Annotated in this window: 18 protein-coding genes; 16 read left to right on the top strand and 2 right to left on the bottom strand. The window is 43.7% G+C overall.

Features of this window, described 5'->3' with window-relative positions; genetic code table 11:
* Positions 1-13 precede the first annotated feature (13 nt).
* From IGK63_RS10530 to IGK63_RS10500, 7 genes are all read left to right on the top strand, one after another.
* On the top strand, positions 14-598 hold the full coding sequence (locus IGK63_RS10530) for a hypothetical protein (RefSeq protein WP_016613539.1): 585 nt from the start codon (positions 14-16) through the stop codon (positions 596-598).
* Positions 599-601: 3 nt separating this feature from the next.
* Positions 602-1,588 carry a V-type ATPase subunit gene (locus IGK63_RS10525; RefSeq protein ID WP_016613538.1) on the top strand — a complete coding sequence of 329 codons (987 nt, stop codon included), beginning with the start codon at positions 602-604 and terminating at the stop codon, positions 1,586-1,588.
* Positions 1,578-1,886 carry a V-type ATP synthase subunit F gene (locus tag IGK63_RS10520; protein WP_005225570.1) on the top strand — a complete coding sequence of 103 codons (309 nt, stop codon included), beginning with the start codon at positions 1,578-1,580 and terminating at the stop codon, positions 1,884-1,886. Before IGK63_RS10525 ends, IGK63_RS10520 begins: the two co-directional genes overlap by 11 nt.
* A 15-nt stretch (positions 1,887-1,901) precedes the next feature.
* On the top strand, positions 1,902-3,689 hold the full coding sequence (locus tag IGK63_RS10515; protein WP_016613537.1) for a V-type ATP synthase subunit A: 1,788 nt from the start codon (positions 1,902-1,904) through the stop codon (positions 3,687-3,689).
* Positions 3,673-5,070, top strand: a complete 1,398-nt coding sequence (locus IGK63_RS10510) for a V-type ATP synthase subunit B (protein ID WP_010747828.1) — start codon at positions 3,673-3,675, stop codon at positions 5,068-5,070. The genes IGK63_RS10515 and IGK63_RS10510 overlap by 17 nt, the downstream gene beginning before the upstream one ends.
* Positions 5,051-5,680: a V-type ATP synthase subunit D gene (locus IGK63_RS10505; RefSeq protein WP_008378868.1), complete on the top strand. Its 630-nt coding sequence runs from the start codon at positions 5,051-5,053 to the stop codon at positions 5,678-5,680. The genes IGK63_RS10510 and IGK63_RS10505 overlap by 20 nt, the downstream gene beginning before the upstream one ends.
* A gap of 77 nt (positions 5,681-5,757) precedes the next feature.
* The gene (locus IGK63_RS10500) at positions 5,758-7,134 is read left to right on the top strand and encodes a TrkH family potassium uptake protein (protein ID WP_016613536.1); all 1,377 of its coding nucleotides are present in this window, start codon (positions 5,758-5,760) and stop codon (positions 7,132-7,134) included.
* 43 nt (positions 7,135-7,177) lie between these two features.
* Here IGK63_RS10500 and IGK63_RS10495 read toward each other — a convergent pair whose 3' ends face one another.
* Complete coding sequence (locus tag IGK63_RS10495) at positions 7,178-7,837, bottom strand: hypothetical protein (protein ID WP_016613535.1); 660 nt, start codon at positions 7,835-7,837, stop codon at positions 7,178-7,180.
* Positions 7,838-8,158: 321 nt separating this feature from the next.
* On the opposite strand from IGK63_RS10495, the gene IGK63_RS10490 reads away from it, so the two are divergent.
* From IGK63_RS10490 to IGK63_RS10465, 6 genes are all read left to right on the top strand, one after another.
* Positions 8,159-8,530: a MarR family winged helix-turn-helix transcriptional regulator gene (locus IGK63_RS10490; RefSeq protein WP_016613534.1), complete on the top strand. Its 372-nt coding sequence runs from the start codon at positions 8,159-8,161 to the stop codon at positions 8,528-8,530.
* A 171-nt stretch (positions 8,531-8,701) separates the two neighbouring features.
* Positions 8,702-9,814 (top strand): NADH-dependent flavin oxidoreductase, encoded by a 1,113-nt coding sequence (locus IGK63_RS10485; RefSeq protein WP_016613533.1) that lies wholly within the window; start codon positions 8,702-8,704, stop codon positions 9,812-9,814.
* 347 nt (positions 9,815-10,161) lie between these two features.
* The gene (locus tag IGK63_RS10480) at positions 10,162-11,208 is read left to right on the top strand and encodes a hypothetical protein (RefSeq protein ID WP_008378859.1); all 1,047 of its coding nucleotides are present in this window, start codon (positions 10,162-10,164) and stop codon (positions 11,206-11,208) included.
* Between the two features lie 228 nt (positions 11,209-11,436).
* Positions 11,437-12,273 (top strand): BglG family transcription antiterminator LicT, encoded by an 837-nt coding sequence (gene licT, locus IGK63_RS10475; RefSeq protein ID WP_005234912.1) that lies wholly within the window; start codon positions 11,437-11,439, stop codon positions 12,271-12,273.
* 116 nt (positions 12,274-12,389) lie between these two features.
* On the top strand, positions 12,390-14,261 hold the full coding sequence (locus IGK63_RS10470; RefSeq protein WP_034872284.1) for a beta-glucoside-specific PTS transporter subunit IIABC: 1,872 nt from the start codon (positions 12,390-12,392) through the stop codon (positions 14,259-14,261).
* A 16-nt stretch (positions 14,262-14,277) separates the two neighbouring features.
* Complete coding sequence (locus tag IGK63_RS10465) at positions 14,278-15,705, top strand: 6-phospho-beta-glucosidase (RefSeq protein WP_429972497.1); 1,428 nt, start codon at positions 14,278-14,280, stop codon at positions 15,703-15,705.
* Positions 15,706-15,787: 82 nt separating this feature from the next.
* On the opposite strand, the gene IGK63_RS10460 is transcribed toward IGK63_RS10465, so the two are convergent.
* Complete coding sequence (locus IGK63_RS10460) at positions 15,788-16,735, bottom strand: AraC family transcriptional regulator (RefSeq protein ID WP_016613530.1); 948 nt, start codon at positions 16,733-16,735, stop codon at positions 15,788-15,790.
* 117 nt (positions 16,736-16,852) lie between these two features.
* Between IGK63_RS10460 and IGK63_RS10455 the strand changes: the two genes are divergently transcribed.
* The 3 genes from IGK63_RS10455 to IGK63_RS10445 all read left to right on the top strand — a co-directional run bounded on the left by IGK63_RS10455 (position 16,853) and on the right by IGK63_RS10445 (position 19,937).
* Entirely contained in the window at positions 16,853-18,127 is a 1,275-nt protein-coding gene (locus IGK63_RS10455; RefSeq protein WP_034872282.1) for an ABC transporter substrate-binding protein, read from the top strand.
* 71 nt (positions 18,128-18,198) lie between these two features.
* Positions 18,199-19,065, top strand: a complete 867-nt coding sequence (locus IGK63_RS10450; protein ID WP_008378847.1) for a carbohydrate ABC transporter permease — start codon at positions 18,199-18,201, stop codon at positions 19,063-19,065.
* Complete coding sequence (locus IGK63_RS10445; RefSeq protein ID WP_008378845.1) at positions 19,062-19,937, top strand: carbohydrate ABC transporter permease; 876 nt, start codon at positions 19,062-19,064, stop codon at positions 19,935-19,937. Before IGK63_RS10450 ends, IGK63_RS10445 begins: the two co-directional genes overlap by 4 nt.
* Positions 19,938-19,943: the final 6 nt, after the last annotated feature.

The following is a 19,943-nucleotide window of genomic DNA, read 5'->3' as shown; positions in this document are numbered from 1 at the left end:
AGGGGGCGAAGATATGGACGCAATCGACAAAATGATTGCTGAACTAGACCAAGAAGCGCAGACAAAACGGGAACGTTTGGCTGCCGCTGAACGTGCTAGGATCAGTGAAACGATGGCACGTGACTGGGCGAAAAAAGAGTCGGACTTGCAGCTTCGTGCCCAGCAAGCAAAAAAGCAAGCCGAAAAACATTATCAGCAAGCCCTGAATCGCCAAGCAAGTGCCGCTAAGCAGCAGCAAATGGTGAAACAAAACGAATACCTGACACAACTTTTTGAGCAAGCGTATCAACAAATGGTTGCCTGGACGCCAGAAGAGCTGCAGTCATTTGCTGAAAATGTGCTGCAGCAGTTGCCGATCAGTGGGACGGTGACCTTCCACGCTGGTCCTGAGCAAGCAGCCCATCTAGACGCCGCTTGGTTTACGTCTTGTCAATCAAAACTACCGTATCAAATCAAAGCAGGCGCACCATTGACAGAAGCAGGCTTTTTGGTGGATGACAACGGCATTCAATACAATTTTACCTATCAAGTATTGCTTGATGAATACAAGAAAGAAACCCGGGAACGGTGGTTGCAGATCATACAACAAGGAGGTTGATCCATGAGGAACTATCATCAATTGAATCCAATCATTCGGCTGAAAGAGATGACGTTGTTAAAGTCGCAAGAAGTCGAGCAAATGATTGCGGCAAAAGGGTTTGCTGAAGTCGAAGCTGTCTTGCAGCAGACCCATTATCAACGCTATTTGAAGCCAGATTTTCATGAACGATTCGAAACCTATCTCGATGAAGAATTGTTAAAGACGATCAAAGAATTGGCCGAGCTGGTTCCTGATCAAGAGGTCCTCCGACTGTATATGATGCCTTTTACTTTCCATAATCTAAAAGTCTTGACCAAAGAGTCAGTCACTGGAAAAGATTATGATCATCTACTGATCGAAGATGGTTTTTACACGATCGATGAGTGTCGGACCGCCATCAAAACGGGAACCTCAGAGGTATTGCCTGAGAAAATCGTGACTACGATCCAAGAGGTGCGGGAGTACTTAGAAGGCGGCGCCGTGCTGCAAGGCATCGATATCATTTACGATCGCCGGTATTTACATGAACAACGGCGACTGGCAGATGAAATCAAGATCCCTGAGCTACAAGAAGCTGTCATCAAGATGATCGATCTGACCAATCTAACGATCGCCGCTCGTTGTGTACTTCAAAAACGATCGCGCAGTTTTATGGAGGCAGTCCTAGTGAGTGTCGGCAGTATCCCGAAAGAAGAATTTTTAGCGTTTGCGGATGCGTCCTATAGCGACTTTTTAGCCTTCTTATTAGAAAGTGATTATCAGGAAGTATTGCGGCCTTTGATTCATGAACAGGTGATCGACTTTGCTGGCTTGGCACTCTTACAAGACAATTTGATCACAGAAAGCTATGGTCAAGCTCAAACGGATGCTTTAGGACCACTGCCTTTACTCGCATTTTTGAATGCTAAGGTTTTGGAACTGCAAAATCTGCGTATCTTGCTGGTAGGCAAACGCAGCGGCTTTACGGAAGAACAAATCAGAGAAAGGATGCGGCACTATGACTCATAAAATCGGCGTGATCGGCGAGAAAGAATCCGTCATTCCTTTTCAACTATTTGGCTTTCAGGTCTGCTATGCCTCGGAAGAAAAAGAAGTGAAGCAGGCGCTGGCAAAATTAATGAAGAACAGTACGATCATCTACCTGACTGAAAAATGTGCCGAGCTGATTCCCGATGAATTAGCAAAAGTCCAACAAAAAATGACACCTGCAGTCATCTTGATTCCTGATTACGATGGTTCCCGAGGAATCGGCAAACGAATGATTCAAGAAAATGTCGAAAAAGCAGTTGGGCAAAACATACTATAGAGAGGAGCCGATGTTGTGGAAAAAGGAACAATTATTAAAGTATCCGGTCCATTGGTGTTAGCCAAAAATATGGGCCATGCAAGTTTAGAAGATATCTGTTATGTAGGAGATTTAGGCGTGGTCGGTGAGATCATCGAAATGCGCGGCGACGTCGCTTCGATCCAAGTCTATGAAGAAACGTCCGGGATCGGACCTGGTGAACCAGTCGTAACCACCGGTGAACCGCTATCCGTAGAATTGGCGCCTGGGATCATGTCACAAATGTTTGATGGCATCCAACGTCCCTTAGAAACCTTCATGTCTGTCACCCAAAGTAACTTCTTGACGCGTGGGGTGCAATTGCCTGCGTTGGATCATGAGAAAAAGTGGCCTTTTGTACCGACCGTGGAAGTCGGCGCGGCAGTCAGTACCGGGATGGTCATCGGCACCGTGCAAGAAACACCGTTGATCAATCACAAGATCATGGTTCCTCATGGCGTTTCAGGAACAGTCAAGGCTGTTTATGCGGGGGAATTTACGATCGATGAAACGATTTATGTTTTAGATACACCCAAAGGAGAACGGTCTTTCACGATGCTGCAAAAATGGCCCGTTCGTCATAGTCGTCCTGTAAAGCAAAAACTGAATCCAGTCGAACCAATGATTACTGGCCAGCGAGTGATCGACACCTTCTTTCCAATCGCTAAAGGCGGGGCGTCAGCCGTTCCAGGACCTTTTGGTGCAGGGAAGACTGTCGTTCAGCACCAAATCGCCAAATGGGCGGATGTCGACCTAGTCGTCTATGTCGGCTGCGGCGAACGCGGCAATGAAATGACCGATGTAATGAACGAGTTCCCAGAGTTGATCGACCCTCGCAGTGGTGAATCTTTAATGGCGAGAACCGTGTTGATCGCTAACACCTCCAATATGCCGGTAGCCGCTCGGGAAGCGTCGATTTATACTGGGATCACGATTGCGGAATACTTCCGAGACATGGGGTATTCCGTGGCGATCATGGCGGATTCCACCTCACGTTGGGCAGAAGCACTGCGGGAAATGTCTGGTCGTCTGGAAGAAATGCCCGGGGATGAAGGGTATCCGGCTTACTTAGGCAGCCGCTTGGCAGAGTATTATGAGCGTTCTGGAAAAGCGATTTGCTTAGGTTCTGATCAAGAAGGCAGTATCACTGCCATCAGCGCCGTTTCACCATCAGGCGGCGATATTTCAGAACCAGTTACCCAAAATACGTTGCGGGTCGTAAAAGTCTTTTGGGGCTTAGATGCCACTTTAGCGCAAAAGCGTCATTTTCCATCGATCGATTGGTTGAAGAGCTATTCATTATACGAAAACGAATTGGGTGCCTTTTTGGACCAACAAATGCAAGTAGATTGGTCCAAACAAGTAACAGAAGCCATGCGGATGCTGCAAAAAGAATCTGAGTTGTCAGAGATCGTTCGACTTGTCGGCATCGACGCTTTGTCCGAAAAAGATCAGTTATTGCTGGAAACCACCAAATCATTGCGAGAAGATTTCTTGCAGCAAAACGCTTTTGACGACGTCGATACGTTTACCTCTCGTGAAAAGCAGTTCAAAATGCTGGAAACGATCTTGCTGCTCCACAAAGAAGCGGAAGATGCGTTGACACTAGGTGCGTATCTTTCAGAAATCTATGCAGGAACCGAAGAATTGCGAGATAAAGTGGCACGTATGAAGTACCTGCCTGAAACGGAATTAGCAAAAATTCCTGCTTTGCATCAAGAGATCAAAGCAACGATGAAAGAAATTTTACAGAAAGGAGACCGCACCGATGATCAAGGAATATAAAACGATTGGAGAAGTCGTCGGACCATTGATGGCCGTCGATCGCGTCTCCGGTGTCAAATACGAAGAGTTGATCGAAGTCCGCATGCAAAACGGCGAAACGCGGCAAGGACAAGTACTGGAGATCCAAGAAGACAAAGCGTTGGTCCAAATTTTTGAAGGAACCGGCGGGATCAATTTGCGGGAATCTGCGGTCCGCTTTTTAGGACATCCTTTGGAATTAGGCGTTTCCGAGCAAATGATCGGGCGAGTCTTTGACGGCTTAGGTCGGGTCAAAGATGGCGGAGTAGAGATCGTCCCAGAAAAATTTATGGACATCAACGGCGAAGTGATCAATCCAGCAGCGCGGGATTATCCTGATGAGTTTATTCAAACGGGGATCTCATCGATCGACCACTTGAATACGCTCGTTCGGGGACAAAAGCTACCGATTTTTTCTGGATCTGGTCTGCCTCATAAAGAATTGGCTTCGCAAATTGCGCGTCAAGCACAAGTGTTGAATTCAGAAGATGATTTCGCTGTTGTGTTTGCTGGCATCGGGATCACCTTTGAAGAAGCTGAATATTTCATGGAAGATTTTCGTCAAACGGGCGCCATCGACCATTCTGTCGTCTTTATGAATCTAGCCAATGACCCAGCGATCGAGCGGATCGCTACTCCCCGAATGGCACTGACGGCGGCCGAATACTTGGCTTATGAAAAGGGCATGCATGTCTTGGTGATCATGACGGATATGACCAACTACTGTGAAGCTTTGCGGGAGATCTCCTCTGCTCGTCGTGAAGTGCCAGGGCGTCGCGGCTATCCTGGGTATCTTTATACCAATCTATCCACGTTATATGAACGTGCTGGTCGGATTCGCGGCTTGAAAGGATCAGTGACCCAGCTGCCGATTTTGACCATGCCAGAAGATGACAAAACCCATCCGATTCCTGATTTGACCGGCTATATCACCGAAGGACAAATCATCTTGTCTCGTGATTTGTATAAAAACGGCATCCAGCCGCCCATCGATGTCTTGCCGTCATTGTCACGGTTAAAAGATAAAGGGACCGGCGAAGGCAAGACTCGTAAAGACCATGCCGCAACGATGAACCAGTTGTTTTCTGCGTATGCTCAAGGAAAGCAAGCCAAGGAATTGGCAGTCGTTTTAGGAGAATCGGCATTGTCGGAAGTAGATAAAACCTATGCCAAATTTGCGGAACGCTTCGAAAATGAATACTTGAACCAAGGGTATCGCACCAACCGCTCGATTATCGAAACCTTGGAATTAGGGTGGGAATTATTGGCGATGCTGCCAAAAGTCGAGCTGAAGCGGATCAGCGATGCCTTACTGGCGGAATACTTACCGGGAGAGGAGAACAATGGCGCAAAAAACCGTTAATCCAACCCGCATGGAGCTGTCGCGCCTCAGCAAACAATTGGCGACAGCCAAACGCGGACATAAATTATTAAAAGACAAACAAGACGAACTCATGCGTCAATTTATTGAATTGATCAAAAAGAATGACCACTTGCGTAAAGAAGTAGAAGAACAATTGCAGCGTGCCATGAAGGCATTTCGCTTAGCCAATGCCACGATCAATGAAAAATACATTGAAGAAATGTTTATTTTACCAGCAACTGAGGTCTCCCTTGAGTTATCCACGAAAAATATCATGAGTGTGGAAGTGCCAGTGATGCATTTTGATTATGACGATACGGTGATGCAAGCGCCGATCGAATATGGCTTTTTGAATTCCAATGTTCCGTTAGATAATGCGGTCGCCCGTTTTACCGACGCCATGCCGAAGCTGTTGGAGCTAACGGAAATCGAAAAGACCTGTCAATTGATGGCAGGGGAAATCGAACGTACTCGCCGACGCGTCAATGCCCTAGAATATTTGACGATTCCCGAGCTGGAAGAAGCCATTTATGGAATCAAAATGCGGCTGGAAGAAAATGAACGAGCAAACGTAACAAGAATGATCAAAGTGAAGAATAAATCAAAATAAAATGGTATGATAAGTGAAAAACAACTGCAATAAACTAGGATTACCAAGCCATTGGTTTTTGCAAAAGGTCAAAGGAAATGAAAATGAAAAAAAGAAATCGTTTGAAAAAAAAGCTGGCATCGCAACGCTTTTTGATTCCGCAGATCGTCACACTGGTCTTCGTTTTGTTGATATTGGCAGGAACTGGCTTACTGATGCTGCCGGCTGTCACCCAAAGTGGTGAAGGTACCAACTTTTTAGATGCACTGTTTACTGCCACATCGGCTGTTTGCGTGACGGGTCTTTCGACCTTGACAGTAGCCGACCATTACAATCTCTGGGGCCAAGGGGTCTTGCTGATGTTGATTGAGATCGGTGGGATCGGCTTCATGTCGATTCCCGTCTTCTTTTACATCTTGGCGAGAAAAAGAGTCCATCTTAGTACCAGGATGATTTTGCGGGAATCATTGAATCTGGATCGGATGTCTGGAGAGATCCATTTGGCATGGTACCTGATTCGGATCGCCTTTTTGATCCAAGTCAGCGGGATTATCTTGCTGGCTTTTGCATTCGTGCCCCGTTTTGGTTGGGAGCAAGGCCTTTGGTACAGTGTTTTTCATGCGATCTCGGCCTTTTGTAATGCTGGGTTTGATTTGTTCGGAAACAGCATGGTAGGGTTTCAAAATGACCCGTTTGTGCTGGGGATTATCAGTTTCTTGATCATTGCCGGCGGTCTTGGGTTTCTCGTTTGGTTCGATCTCCTGCATACGGCGTCCAAAAAACGGTCCCTGCATAGCCGCTTGGCATGGATCGCTATGATCGTTTTGGTGGTTTTTGGAACGGCAGGGTTCTTTTTGACCGAAGCCAATTCACAGTTGATCACGGGTGACTCGGTCATCGAACGTTTTTTCCAATACCTCTTCTTAGCGGTCACCCCAAGAACCGCGGGATTTTTCAGTATTGATTACGGACAAATGAGTCAAGCAGGCTTGATGCTGACGATGATTTTAATGTATATCGGCGGGACCTCGGGATCAACGGCTGGGGGATTGAAGACAACGACGTTTGCAGTCTTGATCATCAAGATCCGCAGTTTATTGAAAGGGCGCAGTCGAGCGGAAGTGTTCGGTCGCACGATCAAAGAATCTGCTGTATCGCGTGCCTTTACGTTGTTCTTCCTTACATTGACGTTATGCTTCGTAGCGATTTTCTTATTGTCGATCACTGAGCGTATGCCACAAAACCCAAACTTTGGATTACCAACCATTGCCTTTGAAGTTTTTTCCGCTTTTGGAACCGTGGGGTTGACCATGGGGTTGACGCCTTACTTGTCGGTTTTTGGCAAACTATTGATCATTTTTTTGATGTTCATTGGTCGAGTTGGCATCATGACCGTTGCTTTTTCACTGATGAAAAAAGCCAACAAACAAGAAGCCGGCTACAAATATCCTGATGAAACCGTGATGATCGGGTAACGAAACAGGGAAACGAAGCACGCTTCGTTTCCCTGTTTTTCGTTTATTGAAGTACTTCTAACATCACATCTCGTTGGTCATCGCTGACATTCCCCGCATAATTTGGTGTGATTAAAGATAGACCACCCTCTTTATTTGTAAATAGGTACAGGTTTTGGTTAAAATCAGGATTTCCATTGGAAGTGATCCCTTTCGAAAAGGTCAACTGAGTGTTCACTTTTACTGTGCGAATCTCATTGTTTTTCGCAGAAAACACGCGAATCTCCTTTGTTGCGATCGTATCGACTTGTGCTTCATAGCTTGCGCTGTCGCCGATCGAAATGATCAAAGGACTCGTGTTTTGAATCGTGACAGCATCTGGTACATTGACGCCATGGAAATAAAAAGTCAGTGAAGGGCCATATTGGGAAAGATCAACGGCATATGGAAACTCATTGGCGGATACTGAGCTTGCTGTTGTTTGCGTTGCGTCAGAGTGATCCGTCGATTGCTGGCTTGTGGTTGAAGTTTTTGAAGTGGAGCTTGACGCTAAGGAGCTGCTTTCAGTCGTTTGCGTCGTCGTGCTTTGTTTGCTTTCAGTAGACACACGACTCTGACTTAGCTCGCTTGTTGATTGCGCGGTATCTTTTTCGTTGTTACAGCCTGTCAAAAGCCCCAAACTGACGAGCGTCAGTGTCCCAATCAAAGAAAATGTTTTTTTCATTGTTTACTTCATCCTTTCCTTAGAATACTAAAGCATCTAAAATAAGCAAACTATTGTGTTGAAATGCACAATTTTGCTGACATAGCGTTTAAATATTCTTTAATGTTAAAGATATTGTAATCCAGAACACTGAAAAAGAATAGGAAGTTTTTGCTGAATTTTTCGCCAATTCTATCATAAAATATTCATTAACGTCCGCAGCAGCTGGCTAGTTTTGTATAATAAAGTTTCAGCCATAGTGGCGAAGCTTTCTGGCGGCTTGCGTAACGCAGGGATCTAGATTAAAATACCTTGGTATAGGAGAATGGGGTGGTGAAGAGGATGGAAAAAGAACGGATGGGCCAATGGTTAGCCTTCACGAATCAGCATCAAGCGATCGAAGCTCGCTTGGAACAAGCCCTCAAAGCAGAAAGCAATCTGTCTTTGAATGAGTATTACGTGCTTTATTACTTAGAAAAGACCCCCAATCATAGCATGCGCCTCAACGATTTGATCGCCCATTTTGATTTGAGTCAAAGTGCGATGTCACGCATGATCATGCGCATGGAAGACAACCTGTGTGGTGTGATCGAACGGCATTCTTGTCAAGAGGATAAGCGGGGGATTTATATTGATTTGACCCAATCAGGGGAAAAGAAACTGCAGCGCTCAAAAGTCGTTTTTGAAAAAGTCTTGGAGGAAATGCTAGACTAAAGATGTTTTCACTTGTTTTCTCCTTGATTCTTTTGTAATATAGATGCATGTGCATGTATATTTTGGCAAAAGAGAAAAAAATGCACCGATTTGCTTTAAGGATCTCCTTAGGTAACCAAGCCAGTCAGATTTACAAAGCGAAATGAATCCAATGGAAAAGGTGGGAAACCCATGCGAAATGTAACAGACAAAGCAACATTTAAGCGCGGATTACAGTTGAAAAATCGAATCATTATGGCACCAATGACGACCAAGATGTCCTTCTTTGATGGGATGATTACGAAAGATGAGTTGGCTTACTATGGCTTACGCTCTGGGGAAGTCGGAGCAGTCATCACAGCGGCAGCCAATGTCCAAGAAGATGGCAAGGGCTGGGAAGGGGAATTAGGCGCTTATGACGATGCCTTTTTACCTGGATTAAGCAAATTAGCCAGCACCATCAAAACAAATGGGACCAAAGCCATTTTACAGATTTTTCATGCCGGTCGGATGACGGATGACTCAGTTCTACGAGGCACACAACCCATATCCGCCAGCGCGGTTGCAGCTGAACGACCAAATGCCCAAGTTCCCCGAGAAGTTACGGTGGATGAGATATTAGCGATTATTGAAAACTTTAAAAAAGCTACCGAACGGGCGATCAAGGCGGGGTTTGATGGCGTAGAACTCCACGGAGCCAATACGTATTTGATTCAACAATTCTTTTCTCCTCACTCAAATCGTCGATCCGATGAATGGGGTGGCTCACTAGAGAACCGTTATCGTTTTATTGAGAAGCTCGTCGATGAAGTATTGGAAACAGTAGACCAATCAGGTGTGAAGGAGTTTATCGTCGGTTATCGGTTTTCACCGGAAGAATTCGAAGAACCAGGGATTCGCTTTGAAGATACGTTGTTCTTAGTGGACCAACTGGCAGAAAAAGGATTAGACTATCTGCACATTTCTCTTGCGGATTATACCCGTAAATCGATTTCAAAAGCGTATCAAGAAAAATCGATGTTGATGTATGTCTATGAAAAAATCGCTCAGCGGGTTCCTTTGATTGGTGTAGGGGATGTCCGAACGTCGAAAGATGCCGCGGGCTTGCTAGAACATGCAGATTTTGTTGCAGTGGGGCGGGCATTATTGATCGATCCTCATTGGGGACAAAAAGTCTTAGACGGTCAAGATGAGTTGATCCGCACCACGGTTTCTACTTACGAACGTGAGGAACTCGTATTACAAAACGGCGTTTGGGGTTTTATGGAAAACATGATGCCAGATCGACTAAATGAAGAAAAATAAGTAGATAACCACCTTTGCCTTGGGCAAAGGTGGTTTTTCGCGATTGCCCCTCATTTGGGTCACGTTGAGAAAAGCTGTTTTTTTCTCTAATGAAACCTTGTTAGCTTCAAAATGGCGAATCAAGAGAAGAATGTGAGAAACAAGCCTGTAATCGGAAGAAAGAGCGTGGAAAGGTTTTTTTAGTTAAAATACACGAATGAATTTTTGTTTTATTTTAATAAATAGTCAAACAATTCAGAATCATTCATTTTTCTTACAAAAAGATAGCGCAAGTCGAGTTGATTGATAAAAAAACAATCAGTTGTTAGACTGAATACAGGTTAAAAAAACAAAAAGGGGATGTAATGATGAAAAAAGGATTCAGAAATTATTTAGGTTCAGATGAGCGGGAGGCAGGCTATAATTTGTCTTGGGGTTCTATCTTTGCAGGGGTCGTAACATTTATCGCATTGTTCATGACACTGTCAATGATCGGCTCAGCAATCGGTTTTGGTTTGGTGGAACCAACATCAAATAATCCATTAGATGGTGTGGGTACAGGATTATTGATTTGGACAGTCATTACCTTTGTCTTGGCATTATTCGGTGCAGGTTTTGTTTCAGGTGTGGCGGCTCGACGTGTTGGATTGGTTCATGGTTTCTTAACATGGGCAACTAGTATGATCGTGATGATGGTTATGCTCTCTTACTTAACGATCGGTGCATTTTCTGTAGTCGGTTCACTTTTAGGAAACGTTGCTTCTGCTGTTGGCAGTGGCGTTGAAACAGTTGCCTCAGGTGCTGGCGATGTCGCTTCAAAAGCCTTCGATGAAATAACAGGAAACATGGAAGACGTCAATACAGATGAATTACAAGCGAATGTCAATGATGTTTTACAAGATACCGATGTTCCTGAATTGCAACCAGACTACTTGCAAAATCAATTGTCTGATGCGACGAACGACATCAAAGATGCCGGCAAAGACATTGCAACCAATCCAAATGATGCTGATAAAATCATTGATGATTTAGCAAGCAAATTACAAGATCGTGCTACAACGATCGGTGATTCAGTCGATAAAGAAGCAATCTCAAATGCAGTGGCTCAAAACACAGATCTAAGCCAACAAGAAGCGGAAGAAGCAACGAACAATATCGTGAACGGCTTACAAGATGCTTCTGATGAAGCACAAAAACAAATCGAAAATGCACAACAAAATCTTGAACAAGCCAAACAAGACATTGACCAAGCAGTGGAAGACGCTCGTCAAAAAGCGGAAGAAGCAAGTGATGCAACAGCCAAAGCGTCTATTTGGGGCTTTGTGGCAATGGTCTTAGGACTCGCTCTTACGTCAATCGGTGGTATGGTGGGAGCAAACTTAGTTAAAACTGCTGACCACGAAAACCGTATCTAATTTTACCTCTCATCAAGAGAGCTAGTGATTTATAAACCAGTGAACAGCGTTCTGCCAAAGAGTCAAATGGCAGCAGCGCTGTTTTCTGCTTTTAAACAAGCGGTTGAAAATCCCCATTGACGAGTGATTTTTCTCATGCTACACTGGCTCTGAGGATTGTTACCGCTTTAAGCGGGCTATACCTATTTTTTTGTGTGAAGAAATCTAAAGAAGAATAGGGTCGTTAAAATGAACGTAACAAAAGTGATCAATAACAACATTGTGATTTCTGAGAATGAGGAAAAACAAGAATTGGTCGTCATGGGCAAAGGCTTAGGCTTTAAGAAAAAGCCAGGCGATGCGATCGACGATACCAAGATTGAAAAAGTCTATCTCAGTACACAAGAGTGGAATGTCACAAAACTAACCCAATTACTTTCTTCTATCCCTATCGAACATATTCAAGCAGCGAATGAGATCATCAGTTTTGCAAAAGTTTCCCTTGGGAAAAAGTTGAGCGAAAAATTGTTTCTGACGCTGACCGATCATATCAATTATGCTATCGAGCGCTATCAAAACGGCATGGAAATCAAAAATGCCTTGCTATGGGAGATCAAGCGGTTTTATAACCATGAATACCTCATTGGCAAAGAAGCGTTATCGATCATTAAAAATCGCTTGGCGATCGAGCTGCCAGAAGATGAAGCCGGCTTCATTGCTCTGCACATTGTCAATGCTGAGTTGGATATGGCGCAGGTCAGTCAAGTATCGGAAATGGCGAAGATCATTCAGCATATCCTAAACATCGTCAAATATCATTTTTCAATGGAGCTTGATGAGTATTCATTGAACTACGAACGCTTTGTGACCCATTTGAAATTTTTTGTCCAGCGCTTATTCAGCGGTACAAAGCTCGATGATGCAGGAACCGGCAGTTTTATTTTTATGTTGAAAGACCGATACATGAAGGAATATGCGTGTGCGTTGAAAATCAGTGACTACATCAACAAAGAATTCGGTAGACCGTTAGAAGAAGACGAATTGATCTATTTAACTATACACATCAAACGAATAACAAGTGCTTAGGATTGTTACTGGATTGGCAGGCTATACCTAAATGAACTCCCAAGGGGTTTGTTTAGGTATTTTTTTATGGTTTGACACACAAAAAACAAGCGAAAGACCAAAATAGGAGGAACGACATGAATTACAAAGAGTTAGCAAAAACGATCATCACCAATGTTGGTGGGGAAGAAAATATCCAAAGCTTGACCCATTGTGCGACACGCTTGCGCTTCAACTTGAAAGATGATAGCAAACCCCAAGAAAGTACTTTAAAACATACACCAGGGATCATGGGTGTGGTCAATAAAGGTGGGCAATACCAAGTAATCATCGGCAGTGATGTTGGCAATGTTTACAACGAAATCACTGCCCAAACCAATTTGACTAGTGACCAAGAAACAGTAGAAGACGATCGCGGACGTGTTGCGAAAGTCATCGATACGATCACCGGGATCTTCACTCCAATATTACCAGCCATCACGGCAGCTGGGATGCTAAAAGCGGTTCTTTCATTGCTAGTGGTCTTCAATGTCTTGACGGCAGAGAGTCAAAGTTACCAAATATTAAACTTTATGGCGGATGCGGCGTTCTACTTCTTGCCAATTTTGCTGGCTGCTTCTTCTGCACAAAAATTCAAAGCCAATATGTACTTAGCTATGATGGTAGGGGGGATTTTACTCCATCCGAACTTTATCGCGATGGTGACAGCAGTCAATGAGGCAGGCGGCGGCATCCATTTATTCGGCTTGCCAATTTCACCAGTGAGTTATTCATCATCGGTTATCCCAATCATCTTGAGTGTTTGGTTCATGTCTTACGTTGAACCGATCGCCGATAAAGTCTCGCCAAAAGCAATCAAATTCTTCAGCAAACCGTTGCTAACGATCTTCGTCGTAGGGACAGTAGCATTAGTTGCTTTAGGCCCTCTAGGCTACATGATCAGTGAAGCGATTTCTACAGGGATCCAAGCCTTAGAAACGGTTAGCCCATGGATCGTTCCATTACTGATTGGTGCCTTCACGCCATTGTTCGTGGCAACTGGTACCCACTATGGATTGGTTCCTATCGGTATCAACAACCGGATGACCACAGGTTATGACACAGTGATCTACCCTGGCATGCTGGCTTCAAACGTCAGTCAGGGAGCTGCAGCTATCGGCGTTGGTTTTAAATCAAAAGATTCTACGATCAAACAACTGGCATTTTCTGCTGGTCTGACTGGGCTATTCGGCATTACTGAACCGGCGTTGTATGGGGTCAATTTGCGGTTTAAAACACCCTTGTATGCAGCAATGATCGGTGGCGGATTTGGTGGTCTATTTATGGGAATCATGCGTGTCCGCAATTTCTCAGGCGGATCACCAGGCCTGTTGACTTTGCCAAGCTATATCGGCGATGACACCTTACGTCATTTGACCAATGCTTGTATCGGTGCGGCAATCAGTATCGTGATCACATTTATTGCGACATTATTCTTATACAAAGACCCTGTCACAGAAGAAGCACCTGAAGCAACACCGGCAGACAAAGCGCAAGAACCCGCACATCAAATCAGCGGCGCAGAGATCAAAGCACCTTTAAAAGGGGAACTAAAAAGCTTGCAAGCAGTCAATGACGGCATGTTTTCGGAAGAGATTCTTGGACAAGGGGTAGCGATTGAGCCAACCGTCGGAGAAGTGCTAGCTCCAGTAAACGGGACTGTCACAGCAGTCTTTGATTCAAAACATGCCATTGGCTTGACTAGTGAGGAAGGCATTGAGCTGTTGATCCACGTGGGGATCGATACGGTGCAATTGAATGGCGAAGGCTATGCCTATCAAGCAGAAAAAGGGCAAAAAGTATCAGTCGGGGATCCATTGATTACGTTTGATATTGAATTTATCAAAGAAAAAGGCTATCCAGTAATCACGCCGATCGTTATCACCAACAGTACTGAAGTGGGGGACATTTTGACGGCTAACAGTGGCCCGATTACGTTTGGCGATCAAATCATCAAAGTGATCGGCTAAAAAAGGAGAATAAGACATGGGATTTCCAAAAAACTTTTTATGGGGCGGTGCAACAGCCGCCAATCAATGTGAAGGCGGGTTTGATCAAGGCGGGCGTGGGCTTGCCAATGTCGATGTAATTCCGACTGGCAAGGACCGCCGAGCAGTTATTACCGGAAAGCGTGAGATGCTTGCCTTTGAAGAAGGGTATTTCTATCCAGCCAAAGAAGCGATCGATATGTACCATCATTTCAGAGAAGATATCGCCTTGTTTGCGGAGATGGGCTTTAAAACCTATCGTTTATCGATTGCTTGGTCAAGAATTTTTCCGAAGGGGGATGAAGAAACCCCTAATGAAGAAGGCTTGCGCTTTTATGAAGAACTTTTTTTAGAGTGCCGTAAATACCAAATCGAACCCTTGGTGACGATCACGCATTTTGACTGTCCGATCCATTTGATCAAAGAATATGGCGGTTGGCGCAACCGTAAGATGATCACCTTTTATGAAAACCTTTGTCGAGCGATCTTCACTCGATACAAAGGATTGGTGAAGTACTGGCTGACCTTTAACGAAATCAATATGATCTTGCATGCCCCGTTTCTCGGTGCAGGGCTGACCTTTGCTGAAGGCGAAAATGAAGAACAAGTCAAATACCAGGCTGCTCATCATGAGTTAGTCGCAAGTGCGTTGGCAACAAAAATCGCCCACGAGATCGATCCAGAAAATAAAGTTGGCTGTATGCTGGCTGCGGCTAGTTATTATCCTTACAGCTGCAATCCGAAAGATGTCTGGGAAAGCAAAAAAAGCGATCGCGGCAACTATTTCTTTATCGATGTGCAATCGCGAGGAGAATATCCAAATTATGGTTTGAAGATGCTAGCTGATAAAGGAATCACTTTGGAACGAACCGCCGAAGATGCGGCTTTATTAAAAGCCCATACCGTCGATTTTATTTCCTTTTCATACTATGCCTCTCGGGTTGCTACTTCAGAAGATTCCGGTGTTGAGAAAACGGAAGGCAACTTGTTCCCGACCATTAAAAACCCGTATTTAGAAGCGTCAGAATGGGGCTGGCAGATTGATCCGCTTGGTTTGCGAATCACGATGAATGATCTCTATGATCGTTACCAAAAGCCGCTTTTCATCGTCGAAAACGGTCTAGGAGCGGTGGATACGCCAAACGAAGATGGAAAAATCAATGATGTGTATCGCATCGACTATCTACGTGCGCATATCGCTGCGATGAAAGAAGCGATTGACCAAGACGGTGTGGAACTGTTGGGCTATACTTCATGGGGCTGTATCGATTTGGTTTCTGCAGGAACCGGAGAAATGAAGAAACGCTATGGCTATATCTATGTCGATCGCGACAATGAAGGCAATGGCACATTAGCCCGCAGCAAAAAGCAATCCTTTTATTGGTACAAAAAAGTGATTGCCTCAAATGGGGAAGACTTGGCTTAAGCCAGTTAATTTATAAAAAATAAAACAAGGGTGTTCCGCTTTTTCAACTAGCGGAATACCCTTGTTTTATTGATTTTCAGAGTTATAAACTCGTGGTATTGCTCGGTCGTTTGCGATAGTTGGAAGGGGTCAAAGCAGTCTCCCTTTTGAAAAGTGTCGTAAAGTAATTCGGATCATCAAACCCAGTTTCCAATGCGATTTCGATGATTTTTAAATCCGTATGGAGTAAGAGATACTCCGCTTTTTTGATGCGAAACTTATTTAGATAAGTAAAAAAGCTCATCTGGAAATTTCTTTTGAAAAAACGGCAGAAATGCTCTTTGCTATAGCCAATATACTGACTGACTTCCTCAAGTGTCACTGGACGTTGATAATTTTCTTCAATAAAAAGTAGGATTTTCTTGCATTTGTACGTATTGAGTTTGCTTTTACTGTCGATTGGTTTCTTATTGCGGTTAATGTATTGGGTGTTTTGACAAAGATATTTTATAAATAAAAAGAGTTCCGCTTTGATCGCCAGCTCATACAATGGTTCCTTTAATGCAAATAAATCTATAATATGAGTCAATGCCTGTTGAATTCTCATATGAGAAACGAAATCACTTGTGATGTGAATCGCTTGCTGATCCGCGGAATGGAGCAACGGGTCCAGATAGGACTGCTGGATCAAATCAGAGACGCGGCTCTCAATAAAGGTCGCGTCAAAGACGATAGCAAAGAAGGTACAAGCTGTTTGTTGATAATTTAATGCCTCATGTAGCTGATTGGCAGGGATAAATACAAGCTCGCCTTCTTTAGCGATATAAGAAACACCTTCGACCTTTATTTCCATCTTTCCTCGAAAAATATATAGGATCTCAAGCTCGCGATGCCAATGGGTGTGGATCATATTTGCTTGATCAGCAGGATGATTTGTCAAATAAACACTGACTGGAAACAAGCTATCACCATGTTCTGTGATCTCTTTTAAAGAAGTATCAATATCATATTCACTAGGGTTTGGCGTAAAAATATAGGGTTGGGTTACCATCTGTCTCCTCCATTTTCATCAATATTACAAGGTATTTCGGTTAAGATAACGATTACAGAAGGGCCGAAATATCAATATAATCAATTTGTGATCGAATTGATTGAGGAGGGAACAATGATGAAAAAGAGAATTTTGTTGACGGCTGCTACTATGTTAAGTGTGATCGGAATTGCTGGTTGCGGAAATTCTGGAAGCGGTACCTCAGATGATGGTAGTGTAACACTAGAAGTTTTTAACATCAAGACAGAGACTGCAGAACAGATGGATCGATTGGTTGCGGCTTTTGAAGAAAGCCATGAGGACATAAAAATCAATATGACTACTGTAGGTGGAGGAACGGACGCCACAGCGGCTCTCCAATCAAAATTTTCATCTGGTGATGAACCGGACATTTTTATGCTGGGGGGACTAGCAGATACGCAAACATGGGAACACAAGTTATATGACCTTGGGGAAACAGAATTAGCCCAAAAAGCAATTGAGGGAACGTTGGAAGGGGCAACACTGAATGAGACAGTCTATGGCTTGCCGATGAATATCGAAGGCTACGGTTGGCTGATCAATAAAGAGCTGTTTCAGCAAGCGGGAATCGATAGTGAAGCGATTGAAACATTTGCCGATTTTAAGGAGGCAGTAGAAACGTTAGATAGTAAGAAAGAAGAGTTAGGATTAGACGGTGTATTCGGCTTCAGCGGCGGTGAAACATGGGTTTCCAGTCAATTCAGTTCGAACTTTTTTGCACCTGAATTTAATGATAGCTTGAAGGAAACACTGGAAGCCAAAGAGCTTCATTTAACTTATGAGGCACAACTGAAAGACTACGCTGATCTGGCGATCCAATACAATGCTCAACCGTTGGAATCAATGGATTACAGCACGTCAGTCGAAGAATTATTTACTAGTGAGAAGGTTGCCATCATTCATCAAGGCAATTGGATCGTTCCTACATTAAACAGCTTGGATGATACATTTGCAAAAGAAAAATTAGCGATCGTCCCAATGCAAGTGGGAGACGGCAGCAAAATTGTAGCCGGACCAGCTTGGTATTGGGGTGTCAACAAAGATAAGGAACAAGAAGTGATCGATGCCTCCATACAATTTTTGACATGGATGTATACCGATGAAGAGGCGATGACCGCGATCATCGATGATTTTGAGTTTATTCCAGCTTATACGAACTTCTCCAGTGACGATATTTCTGATCCGTTGTCCAATGACATTTATACGTATTTAACGAATGGCCAAACGGTTCCTTGGGTCCATAACTCTTATCCAGATGGATACGGACAAAATATTTTTGGGGTTCAGTTCCAGGCTTATGCAGCCGATCAAATCTCATGGACTGAGTTTACTGATCAGCTGAAAAGCAGCTGGGCGCAAGAACGTCAATAACCAAAGTGATGCCTATCCTGCAGTGATGCGCGCAGGATAGGCAAAATCAAGGAAATCATAGGAGGAGCTGTATGTTAACAAATCGTTCAAAATCATTTTGGCTGCTGCTAGCACCGGCATTCGTCGCATTATTGGTCGTTCTGTTTATTCCTTTATTTACAGGGGGATATTACTCACTGACCAACTGGAACGGCAATACGATCAGCGACTTTATCGGATTGGAAAACTACTTGCGCGCTTTTAAAGATCAGGCGTTCATTAACAGCTTGTTGTTCACGGCGAAATTTTCTGTTTACAGTGTGATCTTGATCAATGTCATCGCGCTGTTGTTAGCAACTTTAGTCACGCAAAAACTGGGACGCTGGACCACTCTATTTCGGACCGTCTTTTTCATGCCGAACTTAATTGGTGGGATCATACTAGGATTTATATGGCAATTTATTTTTAACAAAGCATTCGAGAGTATCGCCGATTTGACTGGGATCAATTTTTTTAATGGCTGGTTGAATACACCAGAAACAGGTTTTTGGGGTTTGGTTATCTTGTTCGTCTGGCAGATGAGCGGGTATATGATGTTGATCTATATTTCGTTTCTAAATAATATTCCAGAAGAAATTTTAGAAGCAGCAGATATGGACGGCGCCAATCCGCTACAAGTCTTTTTCCGAATCAAACTACCCATGCTGATGCCCGCGTTTACAGTAACATTGTTTTTGACGCTGTCAAATGCCTTTAAAATCTATGATCAAAACTTGGCGTTGACACAGGGCGGACCGTTCAATTCGACTCAGATGGCAGCCATGAATATTTACAATGAAGCTTTTTCAATGAGAAAAATGGGCTTTGCTCAGTCAAAAGCGATGATATTTCTGGTGATCATTGTCATTATTTCCATTATTCAAATCTCAATTACCCGCAGAAAGGAGATCAGCGCATGATCGAGACTCGTCACTCCTCTACTAAAAAGGGGAATACAAAAAGTAGACGGCAGAAGAAAAAAAAGCTGCAGCACAGTCTGCTGATCGTAAGTGGTCTTTTACTTGCGTGCTTATGGTTTTATCCGTTTTTCTTGATCGTGATCAATTCATTTAAAACAAAAGCAGAGATCTTTCAGAGTACGTTGTCGCTGCCTGGCGGATTGTCCTTTGAGAATTATCAAGAGGCGTTAGAAAAACTGGATTTCATCAGAAGTTTAATGAATTCATTGTTGATTACTGTCGGTTCTTTGATCTTGGTGGTCTTTGTTTCTTCAATGGCAGCATACGCTTTATCGAGAAATACCAGCCGCTTAAGTTCAGTCCTCTATTTTGTTGTTGCCATCGGCTTGCTGATCCCTTTTCAAGGGATCATGATTCCACTGATTTCTCTTTTTGGACGAATGAATTTGTTAAATCAGCCGGGTCTAATGATAATGTACTTGGGATTGGCTGTCAGTATGTCGACTTTTTTGTATTATGGTGCGTTAAGAGGCATTCCACGTTCGCTGGATGAAGCAGCGATCATTGATGGGGCGAATACCTTTCAGATTTATTGGAAAGTAATATTGCCTTTGTTGAAACCAACGACGGTAACGGTGATTGTTTTGAATACATTGTGGTTTTGGAATGACTACTTATTGCCTTCATTAAGTATTAATAAAGCCGGAATGTATACGATTCCCTTGCGGATGTTTTATTTCTTCGGCGAATTTAACAAGCAATGGCATTTAGCGCTAGCCGCTCTGGTGATCGTTGTTCTGCCAATCATTCTCTTGTTTATTGCCTTGCAAAAACATGTAGTGAAAGGCATCTCAGATGGTGCAGTAAAGTAGGAGGAA

Source organism: Enterococcus sp. AZ040, from assembly GCF_050499185.1.
In the GTDB taxonomy this organism is placed as follows: domain Bacteria; phylum Bacillota; class Bacilli; order Lactobacillales; family Enterococcaceae; genus Enterococcus_D; species Enterococcus_D entomosocium.
The sequence above is the reverse complement of the archived record's forward strand: the minus strand, read 5'-3'. Positions and strand labels throughout refer to the sequence as shown.